Raw genomic sequence first — 14508 nt, 5'->3', positions numbered from 1 at the left:
TCATTAAAAGATTTTGTTATCCAGTTTTTCAATCTCTGCTTCATCAATTTGGTTAAACCAGCTTAAAAGTTGTGTACGGGCTTGCTCTCTGATCTCCGGTGTAATGTTTCCCCTGATTTGTGACAAAACGAAGATCAGCACACCCAGATCATCACTGAATCCCAGCAGGGGAGTGATGTCGGGAATGGCATCTGCCGGCAGAATAAAGTAACCCAGCGCACCGGCAATCATCAATTTTATTTTTAGTGGAGTTTGCCCGTCTTTCATCAAGAAATACAGGAGCAAGGCAGCATACACAACCTGGGTGCCGGCTGATTTTGCATACTTTTTCAGTTTCTCTCTGAATGAGTATTCCGAGTAATATTTCTTGTATTGGCTTTGATTCATTTTAACCCGATATCGGTATAATCAACCCGTATGTTACCATAGTGTTCAATTATTTCGGCCATAATTTGTTCAATCTCGTCCATTTCGGTAGCCTGTAACAGCTTAATCCGGTGGTTTCTGAAGTTGGGCAGGCCCGGAAAGTATTTGGCAAAATGCCGGCGCATCATTAAAATTCCCGACCTGACATGGTCTTTCCATTCGATGGACATGTGCAGCTGGTCGAGCACATTTTGAACGATTTCACCAACAGTAGGGGCCGGAAGTAATTCGCCGGTTTTCAGGTAGCGTTTTATTTCGCTGAATATCCACGGGCGACCAATTGCTCCGCGTCCGATCATCAGGGCATCTACACCGCTTTGTTCCAGAAATTCGGCGGCTTTCAGCGGCCCGTTTATGTCGCCGTTTCCAATAATCGGAATGGTCATGCGCGGGTTGTTTTTCACGGCTGCAATCAGGCTCCAGTCGGCCTCGCCGGTATACAATTGTTTCCGGGTGCGCCCGTGAATGGCCAGGGCTGCCACTCCGGCATCCTGCAAACGTTCGGCCGCTTCAATCACCACTTTTGAATTCTCGTCCCAGCCAAGGCGGGTTTTGGCTGTTACCGGGACCGAAACTGCTTTTACAATTTCGGCAGTCATCCGTTGCATTTTGTCCAGGTCCTGCAACATGCCTGCTCCCGCACCTTTGGCAATAATCTTCTTCATCGGGCAGCCATAATTGATGTCGATAAAGTCGGGTTGCGCTTCTTCGGCCACTTTGGCGGCATGAACCATCGACTGAATGTTGTGTCCGTAAATCTGGATTGCTACCGGCCGGTCGAAATCGAACAGGTGCATCTTTTGTTTCGTTTTTTTTACATCACGGATCAATGCCTCCGACGAAACAAACTCCGTATACATCACATCGGCTCCATATTTTTTGCACATGTAGCGAAATGATTTGTAGGTGACATCTTCCATTGGCGCCAGAAAAAGCGGCATCTCTCCCAGTTCTATCGTTCCAATTTTCACGGTATTCAGTGTTTTACGGCACAAAGATAACAGTTTGGCTGGTTTTGGGAATCCGAATTTTTGATTGAGCGGATGCTTCCTGAAAAGTTGAGGTACTTTCTGCGGTTGATCGGACAGATTGTTTTGCGGACGCGCAGAAAGGCTTATATTTGAGTTTTCAAAATTGAAATAACATGGCATTTACCGCTTTCCGGGGGATGAAACCCTGGCCCCAGTTTGTTCTGACAGCTTTTGTCGTTGTGATCTGTTTCCTGGTTTTGTTTGTGATTTCCCTTCTGATCGCTATTCCGGTTTTTGGGTTGAATGAGATGCTTGCTTCCCTTGCCGGCGGTAAGCTGGATGATCCGCAGACAATCGTTATTCTGAAGTATTTCCAGGTAACGCAATCGCTCGGGTTGTTTGTTATTCCGCCGCTCGTTATTGCCTGGTTGCTGGAGGGCAATGTGGCTGCTTACCTGCATCTGGACCGGCCGGTTTTATGGAGACCGGCTCTTCACGCGGTCTGGATTTTGCTTGTATTTGGCCCATTTGTAAGTTACATGGGGCAGTTAAACAGCGAAATGTCTTTCCCGGCTTTTCTTTCTGATCTTGAAAAATGGATGCGTGGGATGGAAGATCAGGCTGAAAATTTGATTGACCGTTTCATCCGGGTGGAAACAACAGGCGGTTTGCTTTTTAATTTAGTGATGATTGCCGTTATTCCGGCGATAGGCGAGGAATTTTTATTCAGGGGGGTTATCCAGAAAATTTTTACCAACATGACCCGAAATTACCATTGGGGCATCTGGATTTCGGCCATCCTGTTTAGCAGCCTGCACATGCAGTTTTACGGCTTCATCCCGCGCATGTTGTTAGGAGCCTTGTTTGGCTATATTCTGGTTTACAGCCGGTCGTTGTGGCTGCCGGTACTCTGCCATTTCGTGAATAATGCGCTGGGCGTTTTGGCCCTTTATGCCGGAACAAAAGGACAGGAAGATGTGGAAAAAATCGCCAATTATGAGTTTGGCGCTTCGGCGCCGATCATGTGGTCGATTGCCCTGATCAGTTTGTTGTTTACGATTGTACTGCTCGTTTGGATGAAAACTTTGAATATGGCCTCAACCCACTCAGAATAAAATCAACCTTTCAGCTCAATTTAAAAGAGGTTTATCTGGTATTTTTCCGCCTGCATTTTTTTCAGTTCAGACGGACGGTAGATGTAGATTACCCCGTAGTCGGTACATTTTTCCCGTTTTAAATCATCGGGTAATGCGCTGAATTTTTCCTCTACCTCGTTCCATACATGCTGAATCAGGGCGTCGGCCTCGTCGCGTAAGGTCGTCATCTGGCTTGAAGCCCGGTTGGTAATATTTTGAAGCATTTTCTGGTGGCGATAGGCGTCGATGAACGATTCGTAATGAACTTTTACAAGGGCGATAGACGGGCTGTAAATCGGGCTACCCCCATTCATACAACGTTTTTGTTCTCCTTTGATAATCTTTTCTCCCCATTCAATGACATCTTTTTCCAGATTCAGAACAGGTATTTTTTGAGAGTCTGCATCCAGTTCATAAAATTTTCGGACCTCCGGTTTTATTTCTTCCCGGATGATTGCAAAGGTTAAAACCTGCACAAAATGAGACAGATAAAGTTTTGCCCGTTTGAAAATATCGCCGTATTCTTTTGATTTGTCGAACTGATTTTGTTTTGCTGCATTCAGGTTACGGATGGCTGCTGAAAACCGGGGATAAAAAAACTGTAGCTTCTCCAGGCTTTGCTGACTGAAAGCCAATTCGGTCAGCGACTTCCGCTTTCCTTTTTCCAGAGCGGTCTCAATCGCCCGCATCCTGGCCTGATCTGTATTTGGCAACCTTCTGTACGGCATGAGAACTTGTTTTTAGGATTATTACGAAGTTAAGAAATCGCAAGCTGCTTTTGGCGGCTTCGCTCAAAAACTAATTAACAAATAATTGTTTATAAACACAGGTCTCACGGGATGACTATTTTCCCGTTTATTCGGCTCCGGTTACACCGGGAGGGTTTATTGCCTTTTAAAGAACGGTTTACTTCGAAATTTCCATCATACGAAGGATTGGCTTCTTCGCCAGGTCAATCACCTTTGCCGGCAACTGGATTTCAGGCAGTTCATATTTCATGCAGATGTACAGCTTTTGCAGGCTGTTTAATTTCATGTACGAACAGTCGTTGCATGCGCAGGTGGAATCATTGGATGGGGCGGGTATGAAAATTTTATCAGGACAGGCTTTTTTCATCTGGTGCAGGATCCCGCTTTCGGTAGCCACGATAAATTTTTGGGCGGCGCTTTGCTGCACGTAATTCAACAACGACGAGGTTGAACCAATGTGTTTGGCCAAAAGAAGCACCGGGCCTTCACACTCGGGATGTGCAATAAATTCGGCATCCGGGTGTTCGTCCATCAGGTCGATGATTTTTTCGACCGAATACTGTTCGTGTACCATGCAGGCGCCATCCCACAATACCATGTTGCGTCCGGTCAGGCTGTTGAGGTAATTCCCCAGGTTTTTATCCGGTGCGAAAATCAGTTTTTCATCCGGAGGAAAGCTTTCAACAATTTTCGCTGCATTCGACGAGGTACACACCACGTCTGTTTCCGTTTTCAGGTCGGCTGTGCAGTTGATGTACGAAATAACCTTATGGTCGGGGTATTTAGCCTTAAATTCGCGAAATTTTTCAATCGGAGCAGATTCGGCCAGGGAACAGCCGGCTTTCAGGTCGGGTAAAATTACTTTTTTCGAGGGATTGATAATTTTAGCGGTTTCGGCCATAAAGTGAACGCCCACAAAAACAATCAGATCGGCCTCGGTGCTGGCAGCTGCCTGGGCAAGCTGAAGGCTGTCGCCAACAAAATCGGCAATATCCTGCAATTCAGCGTCGACATAATAATGACTCAGGATGACAGCATTTTTTTCTTTCCTCAAGCGGTTTATTTCGTCTTTCAGCTTAACTGTCGGGTCAACCTGTTCAACTAGGTACCCGTTTTCTTCCAACATAACCTGAACCTGTTCTCTTTCCATCTGCATTCTGTTTATTCCTGAAAAAGCTGACTGCAAAATTATAAATTCCTTTTAAGAAAAACACATGTTTGTCTGAATTGTTTTCTCCGGACGACATTGGGGATACCGCGGTTCAACTTGCTTTATGTGCTGTTAGCCATGTTGTTGAATAAAGTCAACGGTTGGTCTCCGGGCTAGATTTTGGCGGTAAAAAAAATCCCCGGTAAATTGCTTTGCCGGGGATTTGGGAGTGAGTTAGTATGAATAAAGTAGTTGTTTTGCCAGTTGTGCCGGTTTATCGTTCCCGTTGATTGCTTTCATGCGGAACGAATAACGGTATTGCTTGTCGGTCAGGCGGTACTGGTCGTGTGTCCAGGCGCCCCAACTGTTGTCGCCGCCAACGCCCATCTGTTTGTAATTGATGTTGACCGAGGTCAGCTCACGTGGTTTTACATCGGTGGTGTGGCGCTGAAGCGGCCTGACGCCGTTTTCGTGTCGGCCGTCGGTCCGCTCGGGCGATTCAAAATCTTCCATGATGTTGTGATGGGCGCTTACTTCGAGCAACGGTTCTCCGACAAAGAGGAGGCCGGTGCCGTTGTTATCGGTCAGGGTCATCCAGCGGACATCGGTTTTATTCCCGTTTTCCTGGGGACGCAGGTAAGCCCAGAACTGATCGGCTACCGTTCCGGAATAAAGTCCGGCGAAGGCGCTGGTTTTTCGGTCCTGGTACGATTCGTGGGGACCCCGGCCCAGCCAGCTCATCTGGTCGAAGCGGCGGGGCATCACCAGGTTCATGCCAAACAGCGGGATTTCGGGCAAGTCGGTTTTGGCCATGTTGAATTTGTTGGCAACCTGGATGTCTCCGTTTCCAAAAACAGTATAAATTGAACTGTAATCGGCTGTTTTCTCTCCTTGTTCGTCCAACAGGTCAAACGTGAAGCTAATCATGGCTTTGTTGGATGCGGTCATGTTGAGCACGGCGCCGGTCACTTTTCGCTGGTCGCCGGCTTTTCTCCAAACGCGGCTGCGTTTGTGCAGGTTGTTGCCGTAATCGTTATCGATGGGAGCGCGCCAGAAGTTTGGCACAGGACCCGAAATCAGCAGTTCTGTATCGCCTGATTTGAAGCTTTTCAGTACGCCCGCGGCTTTATCGAAAACCAGCTGGAATCCTTCGCCCGAAACACTGATTTCGCGGTCGGTCTCCGAAGTTTTTAATTCGGGGAACAATTGGATGTTGGTTTTTTCGACGGGTATAAACACCGGGAGCTTCATTTGCTCAGCAGCCAACTCTGTGCCGGCCGCGATTAAGCCTTCTTGAGTTTTTGTTTTTGCCGAAAAGTTCAGGAAATATTCGACGCCCGGTTCGGCAGTCAATGAGATGTCGGCTTGCACCTGGCGGCTTTCGCCCGGCGCCAGTTCAAACCCGTCCAGTTTACCTTCTTTTACAACTGCGCCATCGCCGGTAATGGTCCAGCTGATGTCGTAATTCGAAAGGTTGGTGAATCCGTGTTTATTTTTGATTTCAACCTGGCCTTTTTTCAGGTCGGTGGCGACGAATCCAATATTCTGATACACTTTTTTCACTTCCAACAAATGGGGTTTAACTCCCCGGTCGGGGTCAACCAGCCCATTCAGGCAAAAGTTTCCGTCGGATGGGACGGTGTCGGGACCGAAATCTCCGCCATAAGCCCAGAAAGCTTCACCATCTTCATTGGTGGTCAGCAGTCCCTGGTCAACCCAGTCCCAGATACAACCTCCCTGCAGGATGTCGTAACGTTCAATTAAATCCCAGTAATCCTGAAGATTACCCACACTGTTGCCCATGGCATGCGCATATTCGCATTGGATCATCGGTTTCTCCGGATTGCTTTTGGCATAACGTTCCATGTGGTCAATCGTCGCATACATGGGGCAATTGATGTCGGTATTTGCTCCGCCGTGCGCCTGCTCGTACTGAACCGGGCGTGTGCCGTCAATTTCTTTCAGGTATTGATAGGTTGCTTCAAAATTAACCCCGTTACCGGCTTCGTTGCCCAGCGACCAGATGATCACAGAAGGCTGGTTTTTATCGCGCTGGTACATATTTTCGGTGCGGTACAGGTGGGCATCTCCCCATAGCGGATCTTTTGCCAGCGATTCGGGCCCGTATCCCATGCCGTGCGATTCGATGTTGGCTTCGTTAATCACATACAAACCATAAATATTGCATAGCTTGTACCATAATTCGGGCTGGGGATAGTGTGAGGTGCGCACCGTATTGATGTTGTGCGATTTCATGGTCAGGATATCCTTCAGCATGGTTTCCTGATCAACAACGTGCCCTGTCACATCGTGGTGTTCGTGCAGGTTAACCCCTTTTACGCTGATGGGCCTGCCGTTTACCATCAGTTGTTTGTCTTTGATTTCCACCACTCGGAAACCAACATCCTGACGGATCACTTCGATGATTCCGCCATTTGCATTTTTTAGCGTGATGAGTAATTGATACAGCTTGGGCGTTTCTGCCGTCCAGTGTTTGATACCCGGAATCATGTCGTAGAGCGTGATGTTCGCTTTTTCCAGCAGGTCAACTTCCTGGCTGAATTTCTTCAGGCTTTTATCCCCGTCAAATAATTCAGCATCAACCGTTACCATTGTCTGAGCATCAACGTTCACCAGTTCAATGTCCAGTGCAAGTGTGCCGTTGGTGTAGGCTTCATCCAGTCCGGCAACCAGTTTGAAATCACGGATGTTTTGTTTTTCGCGGGCCATCAGGTAGCTGTCGCGGGTGATGCCGCTCAGTCTCCAGAAATCCTGATCTTCCAGGTAACTGGCATCGCTCCACCGGTGAATTTCAACGGCCAGGGTGTTTTTCCCTTTTTTCAGGTATTTCGTGATGTTGAACTCAGCCGGTGTTTTACTGTCTTCGCTGTACCCGACGTATTGTTCATTCACCCACACATTCAAACAAGAGCTGGCGGCTCCGAAATGCAGGAAAATTTCCTTGCCCGACCAGGCTGCTGGAACCGTAAATGTCCGTTTATACGAACCTACCGGGTTATAATGCTCCTGGATGAGGGGCGGCGTTTTAGCGTGCGGGTATTTTACGTTAGTGTAAATGGGGTAGTCAAAACCTGATGTTTCCCAGTTTGAAGGAACTTCAATGTCAGACCAGTCCCTGATGTCATAATCATCTTTGAAAAACCAGTAAGGACGTTCGCCCGGGTTTTGTGCCAGATGAAATTTCCAGGTCCCGTTTAAGGATTGGATAAATGATGACGACCAGGTGTCATCCGCCAGCGCCTGCTCGGCGGTTGCATAAGGCACAAAAGAGGCTCTTGGCGCTTCTTTGTTAATTTGGTAAATGGCGGGATCTTCCCAGGGTTTGGGATCCATTTCGTCGAACGGAACATTTGCGTACTTGCTGGTGCAGGCCGAAAAAAAGGTGATCAGCAGCGCAAAGAATAAATACCAATTGATTTTCATGATGTGATTAGTTTAGATTTACTACCTGACTGGTTGGTACTGGTAGGTGTGCAAAAATCAAAAAAATAATCATGATTTCCAAACCTGCCGATGTGTTTTGATGGCAAAACAAGAAGAAATCGGTATGCCGGAATACCTGTTCGGGTAAGAAAAATTGTTTTGTTAACAGCTGTGAATATGTTGTGGACAACTTCTTGGATAATAAATGGATTTAATAAAATAAGAGTTGTAAATTATTATTCTATTTGAAACAACCGGAAAAACAATCGACCTGCTTTCTTATGACAGGACTGTATTCAACATGAATTTCTTTTTTAAAGATCCGAAACAATGGAATACATGGATATTTCAGCGGACCTGTCTGTTCCTTAACGTAAAGGTTAAAAAAGATTAATTTTTGCAAAATATAAGATGATGTTATTTACTGAAAATTTAAATCAATCTGTTTTATGAAAACAAAACTGAAAAATTACGCTTTACTTGTTCTTCTGCTTGTGTCATTTACGCCTGTTTTTTCGCAGGTAACCACTTCAAGTATCAGTGGAATTGTTGCCGGGGCAGGTGGTGAAAAACTTCCGGGAGCGACCGTCGTTGCTGTACACCAGCCTTCGGGCACACAGTATGGTACGGTGACAAACTCTGAAGGCAGATATGTTATTAATGGGATGAAGCCCGGTGGCCCTTATACCGTGAATGTTTCGTTTATTGGTTATACAACCGCAACGTATACTGCTGTAAATCTGAATTTGGGTGAGACCATGGTTCTTGAAGCAGGTTTGGTTGAAAGCTCCGTTGATATCGGCGAAGTAATGGTAGTTGGATCTGCCGAAAGTAATATGCGAAGTGATCGGGCAGGCGCTATCACAAATCTGAGTACCCGTCAGATTAGCGAAATGCCAACGATCAGCAGAAGCGTAAACGACCTGATTCGTTTGACACCACAAGCAACAATCAATTCGAACGGTGCAAATATTGGTGGTGGTAATTATCGTCAAAGTTTTGTAACTGTTGATGGTGCCGCATTTAACAATGCATTTGGTATTGGGCAAAATTTGCCGGCAAGTGGTTCCCCGATTTCGCTGGACGCGTTGGATCAAATTTCGATTAGTGTAACACCATATGATGTTCGTCAAAGCGGTTTTACCGGGGCAAGTATTAATGCAGTTACACGTTCAGGTGATAACGAATTCAGAGGTTCTGTTTATACGTACCTTAATAATGAATCATTCAAAGGAAATAAAGTAGGAGATGTATCATTTGCTAAAAATGAATCGGAATATAAATTGTATGGTTTTCGTTTGGGTGGTCCCATCATTAAAGATAAACTGTTCTTCTTTGTGAACTATGAAAAAGAAGAATCAATTGAACCGGGTCCTGCCCGTGTTGCAGCTACTGCGGCGAATCCCTATACGGATGGATCGGACAATGTGGCTCGTCCGACAGCGGCTAAGATGGATGAAATTAAAAATTACCTGATTTCAACTCACCAGTATGATCCGGGAGCGTATCAGGGGTATTCTTCTGAAAGTCCGGGTAGTAAATTGTTTGCTCGTATTGATTGGAACATCAACAACGATCACAAATTCAATATTCGTTATTCGGATACAAAAGCTAAAAACCCATCAAATCCTTCTACATCGACCAGTGGGTTGGGTAATCGTTCGTTTACAACAGATAGCAGAACGGCAATGACTGCTCTTTTCTTTGAAAATGCACGTTATTATCAGGAAACAAACTTTTCGAGCTTGGCAGGTGAGTTAAACTCTCGATTTAATGATGGCAAGATTAGCAATTTGTTAAGGGTATCCTATTCGCATCAGGATGAACCTCGTTCTACCGTTGGAGGAACTTTTCCGTTTGTTGACATTGTAGAGGACGGAAATATCTACACCTCATTTGGGACAGAATTGTTCTCCTATGGTAACCTTCGCGATGTTAAAACATTGAATATTACCGATGAAGTTACGTTCTCTGTTAAGAATCATAACTTCTTGGCAGGCGTTCAGTTTGAGCACAACACAACCAAGAATGGTTTTCAGCGGTTCGGTTCGGGCTATTATCAGTTTAATACATGGCAGGATTTTATCGACAACAATCCGAACCAGTTTGCGATTACTCATTCATTCAATGATGATTTTTCTCAAGCCTTTCCTACCTTTAAATACAAACAACTTTCGTTGTATATGCAGGATGAAATTACCTTGAGCGAGCGATTCAAAATGCACGCGGGAATCCGGATGGAATTACCGATTTATCCTGACTTGGACACATATAATGAGCAAGTTGCCAATACATCGTTAAGTGCAGGTGATTACAATTATCCAACCTTGATGAAGAATTATGATACAAGAGACTTGCCTGGCACTAAACTGATGGTATCACCGCGGGTAGGTTTTAACTACGATTTAGTAGGAGACCGTTCAGTCGTATTGCGTGGAGGTTCCGGGTTGTTCACAGGCCGTATCCCGTTTGTGTGGATTGTGGCTCAGGCGGGTGATGCAGGTGTTCTGCAAACAACGTATACTGCAACGCAAACGAATGGGAATACAATTCCTTCTTTTACTCCTGACCGGATTGACATGTTGCAACAGATTTATCCAGACGGGATTACAGCATCAACAGCTTCAATTAGTTCAGTCACCTTAATTGATGACGATTTGAAATTGCCTCAAACCTGGAAAACCTCATTGGCATTGGATGCCAAACTACCAGGTGGAATTAATGCCACTTTAGAAGGGATCATCAATAAGGACATCAATCCCGCTGTTGTTACAAATGTGGGGATAAAACCAGGCGCTTATACCGATATCCCGGGATACCCAGATAATCGTCCGTACTATGGTAAGTTTTATGACAATACGTTAAAGAATGCCTATTTGTTGACCAATGCTGAAAAAGAAGGTTATTATTATTCGATTACAGCTAAGCTGGAAAAATCATTCGACTTTGGATTGGATGCAATGGCTGCCTACACGCGCAGTGGAGCCAAAAATGTGACTGACGGGGTTGGCGACCAAATTGCTTCGGCGTGGTACACGCCATATAACACATTTGGTGCCAATGTACAGGAGTTAAGTTATGCCAGTTATGTGATGCCACATCGCTTAATTGGTTCAATTAGTTACAGAAAAGAATACCTGAAAAACTTAGGAACAACAGTCTCGGTATTTTATGAAGGAGGACCCTCAGGAAGATTATCTTACACGTATACCACTGCCGTGTTGGGTGATGGAGGTGCTTATAACCTGATTTATGTGCCGAAAGCTAAAGATGAACTGACTTTTGCTGATTATACCTATAAAGATGCCTCGGGGGACACACAAACATATAGCGCTTCGCAACAGGCCGATGATTTTTGGGCTTTTATTAATAGTAATGATTACCTGAAAAGTAGAAAAGGTCGTTATGCAGAACGGAATGGTCATGTATACCCTTGGTCTCATACTTTTGATCTCAAAATTACACAGGATATTTTTACAAAGGTAGCTGGCAAGAGAAATACCTTGCAAGTTGGGCTGGATATAAAAAATATTGGCAACCTTCTGAATAATAAGTGGGGGGCACAATGGTCTTATACGCAAAGCGCTATCTTGAAACAAACCAACCAACGTGCACAGGGTACGACTACCGTCCCTGTCTACAACTATGTAAGAAACGGGATCAATGTATTGGGTGACGACTATACAAAAACAATCGGTTATTCATCTACCTATTCAATGCAATTAACTCTTCGTTACATCTTTAACTAGAATTTTTTAATGCAATGATATAAAAAAGGCTTCCCTTGGGAGCCTTTTTTTGTCTTTTAACGAATCGAAGATCATTATATTTATTTCGGAAATAATTACATGTGCTTGATATGTAGTACTTTGCATCTTAATTAAAAAATATTCAAAAATTTTACTACTATGTATTGCATAGTTCCATTTAATGTTTGTATATTTGTATTGCCTAATTCAAGGTAAAGAATAGAAATAGTTTAAAAAAAGTTCTATATAAGTGTAACGAAAGCAAAAATCAGTCGTCTTAAAAACGAAAACAGAAAACAAACAAGCTCTCGAAGCGAACAGAAAACAGTTAAGCAACAGAAAACAGAAAACAGAAACAAAAAACAAACAGGAGACAAAGTCATGAAAACAATGAACAACAAACAGGGAAGAAAAAACAATCAGGTATCCAACTTCGTATTAAAAGGCGCTGCCGTCATCGTGAGTGTCGTATTATTGAGTTTTACCGTTAGCGCCCAGGGATTATGGAAACAACTGCTAACTTACAACAGCTTTGGGAAAATGGCCATGTTAATGGTTCATGAAACCGAAGCCGATTTGTCGAACGCTTCCCTTGTGCTGGATGCCGGTTTGCCGGCCGAAGCTGAAAATTTTGGTTTTGAACAGACAACAGAAGAATCGCTCGAAGTGGAAAATTGGATGACTAACGAGGCCTATTTTGGCGGTCACAGTATGTTTTACGATGTGGCCACCGATGATGTTTTGAACCTGGAGGGCTGGATGACGGATGAATCTTATTTTAGCAATCGTTTTACCGTTGAAAAAGACGACGAACTTAAACTGGAGGACTGGATGTGTGACAACAGTTTTTGGGCCTTATAATGGCGCAGGCGTCGAGATGGAAATTGCTGAAATTTAGAGACGATGAAAGGGGAATGTTATGAAGATTGAAAATACAAAAGCACAAATGCGTAAAGGGGTTCTGGAATACTGTATCCTATTGGTACTGGATGGAAAGCCTCTTTATGCCAGTGACATCATCGACGAATTGAGACATTCAAAGATGATTGTCGTTGAAGGGACCCTTTATCCCTTGTTGACCCGGCTGAAAAACGACGGGCTCCTGGGGTACCGCTGGGAAGAATCGACTCAGGGGCCTCCGCGTAAATATTACGAATTGACTGACGAAGGAAAACAGTTTCTGGCCGAATTGGGCGGTTCGTGGGATGAGCTGGTAGAGGCCGTACATACCATTAAGTCCAGAAAATCATAATCATCAACGGGAATAAAAACGCAAAAGCACAAAATAACACGAAAATGAAAAAGACATTTACAATCAATATAAGCGGGAGTATTTTTCACATCGACGAAGATGCCTATGAAAAACTTCGCGGCTATCTGCAGATGCTGAACCGTCATTTCAGCCAGATGGAAGAAGGAGTTGAAATTCTACAGGATATTGAATCCCGGATCGCTGAATTGTTTCTGGAGAAAATGGGAGAGGGGCAAGATGTTATTAACGACGCATGGGTAGATGAAATCATTTCCCGGATGGGGAAACCCGAAGATTTTATGGATGCAGAGGCCGAAGAACCAAAAGCGGAAGAAGCTGCCGCCGCCCCGGCGAAAAAAATTCGCCGCCGGTTATACCGCGATCCCGACAACCGGGTTTTGGGCGGTGTTTGTTCCGGCCTGGGCGCTTATTTTAACATCGACCCGGTTATTCTCCGGGTATTGTTTGTGCTGATCCTTTTTCTTGGAGTAGGGGCTTCATTGCTGGTTTACCTGGTGCTGTGGATTGCCGTCCCTAAGGCAAAGACCACTGCGCAACGCCTCGAAATGAAAGGTGAAGAAGCAACGGTTTCAAATATTCAGAAGTCGTTTCGCGACGAAATGAAAGATATGGAGGAAAGCTATAATAAATTTATGCATTCTCCGGCCTACGAAAAGGGATATAACCGGATGTCGCGTTTTGGCGATTTCGTGGGAGATGCCTTCAAAGTATTGCTAAGGGTGGTAACCGTCTTGTTTGGCGCGCTTTTGATTATGACCGGCTTTCTGGGTCTGGTTGGTTTTATGACTTCGATGGTTGTCGGACATTCGGTGTTCAGTACTGCTCCTTGGTTCGGACATTGGGGCCCCGGGTTTTCAATGCCTGAGATCGCCAATTATTTTATCTCTCCCGGATCGTTTACCATTATTATGATCGCGGTCGCATTTCTGATTGGAATACCGCTTCTGGCAATCTTGTACATCGGCACCAAAATCGTTTTCAATTATAAATCAAATAACAAGCTGATCTTTCTGAGCGGGCTGGCAGTTTGGCTGGTGGCTCTGATTGTTGTGATTAGTGTTTCTGTGGGCCAGGTTAAGGAGTACAGTAAGCGGACAACTGTTAGTCAAAGTCAGGTGATCGACTGTGCAAATTGCCAGACCCTTTACCTGAAACTTGGCGAAGATCATTATAAACACCGGTATCAAAGCAAAATAGACCTGCAACGAATGAAGGTGCTGTCTGAAAACGGAGAATCGGTCTTGTTGGGAAGTCCCCGCCTGGATATTGAAAAGGGCAACACCAACGAGTTCGTCATTCTGATTCGGAAAAAATCGCGCGGAAGCAGCGTCGAAGCGGCCAGAGATCATGTGGAAGAGATTGTTTACAATATTACGCAGAAAGATTCGGTGGTGTTTTTCGCCCCGTATTACACCCTTGGCGAGGGGAAACGGTGGCTGGACCAGGAACTCGATATTACCGTGAAAATTCCGGAAGGAAAGTCTGTTTTCCTGGACGAAAGCATGGTGGAAATCATTTATGATATCGAAAATGTATCCAATACCTGGGATGGAGATATGGTGGGCAAATTCTGGAAAATGACTGAACTCGGGCTCGAAGAGCAAAAATGA

The 14508-nt window shown here is 44.9% G+C and carries 10 protein-coding genes; 5 read left to right on the top strand and 5 right to left on the bottom strand.

Going from position 1 to position 14508, the window contains the following annotated elements:
* Nucleotides 1-3: 3 nt before the first annotated feature.
* On the bottom strand, nt 4-387 hold the full coding sequence (locus tag ACOIT5_RS00950; protein WP_423128599.1) for a YkvA family protein: 384 nt from the start codon (nt 385-387) through the stop codon (nt 4-6).
* Complete coding sequence (gene dusB, locus ACOIT5_RS00945) at nt 384-1397, bottom strand: tRNA dihydrouridine synthase DusB (RefSeq protein ID WP_423128598.1); 1014 nt, start codon at nt 1395-1397, stop codon at nt 384-386. Before dusB ends, ACOIT5_RS00950 begins: the two co-directional genes overlap by 4 nt.
* A 173-nt stretch (nt 1398-1570) precedes the next feature.
* Here dusB and ACOIT5_RS00940 point away from each other — a divergent pair, with 173 nt between their 5' ends.
* Complete coding sequence (locus ACOIT5_RS00940; protein ID WP_423128597.1) at nt 1571-2512, top strand: CPBP family intramembrane glutamic endopeptidase; 942 nt, start codon at nt 1571-1573, stop codon at nt 2510-2512.
* A 20-nt stretch (nt 2513-2532) separates the two neighbouring features.
* On the opposite strand, the gene ACOIT5_RS00935 is transcribed toward ACOIT5_RS00940, so the two are convergent.
* From ACOIT5_RS00935 to ACOIT5_RS00925, 3 genes are all read right to left on the bottom strand, one after another.
* Nucleotides 2533-3261 (bottom strand): hypothetical protein, encoded by a 729-nt coding sequence (locus ACOIT5_RS00935; RefSeq protein WP_423128596.1) that lies wholly within the window; start codon nt 3259-3261, stop codon nt 2533-2535.
* Nucleotides 3262-3439: 178 nt separating this feature from the next.
* Nucleotides 3440-4432, bottom strand: coding sequence for a quinolinate synthase NadA (gene nadA, locus ACOIT5_RS00930; protein ID WP_423128595.1), 993 nt, complete (start codon nt 4430-4432; stop codon nt 3440-3442).
* Nucleotides 4433-4666: 234 nt separating this feature from the next.
* The gene (locus ACOIT5_RS00925) at nt 4667-7876 is read right to left on the bottom strand and encodes a glycoside hydrolase family 2 TIM barrel-domain containing protein (protein ID WP_423128594.1); all 3210 of its coding nucleotides are present in this window, start codon (nt 7874-7876) and stop codon (nt 4667-4669) included.
* A 449-nt stretch (nt 7877-8325) separates the two neighbouring features.
* On the opposite strand from ACOIT5_RS00925, the gene ACOIT5_RS00920 reads away from it, so the two are divergent.
* From ACOIT5_RS00920 to ACOIT5_RS00905, 4 genes are all read left to right on the top strand, one after another.
* Nucleotides 8326-11625 carry a TonB-dependent receptor gene (locus ACOIT5_RS00920; protein ID WP_423128593.1) on the top strand — a complete coding sequence of 1100 codons (3300 nt, stop codon included), beginning with the start codon at nt 8326-8328 and terminating at the stop codon, nt 11623-11625.
* Nucleotides 11626-12006: 381 nt separating this feature from the next.
* Entirely contained in the window at nt 12007-12486 is a 480-nt protein-coding gene (locus ACOIT5_RS00915; RefSeq protein ID WP_423128592.1) for a hypothetical protein, read from the top strand.
* A gap of 58 nt (nt 12487-12544) precedes the next feature.
* Nucleotides 12545-12877 (top strand): PadR family transcriptional regulator, encoded by a 333-nt coding sequence (locus ACOIT5_RS00910; protein ID WP_423128591.1) that lies wholly within the window; start codon nt 12545-12547, stop codon nt 12875-12877.
* Between the two features lie 44 nt (nt 12878-12921).
* Nucleotides 12922-14508, top strand: coding sequence for a PspC domain-containing protein (locus ACOIT5_RS00905; protein WP_423128590.1), 1587 nt, complete (start codon nt 12922-12924; stop codon nt 14506-14508).

It is taken from the genome of Gaoshiqia hydrogeniformans, assembly GCF_049347105.1.
Classification (GTDB): domain Bacteria; phylum Bacteroidota; class Bacteroidia; order Bacteroidales; family Prolixibacteraceae; genus Gaoshiqia; species Gaoshiqia hydrogeniformans.
The sequence above is the reverse complement of the archived record's forward strand: the minus strand, read 5'-3'. Positions and strand labels throughout refer to the sequence as shown.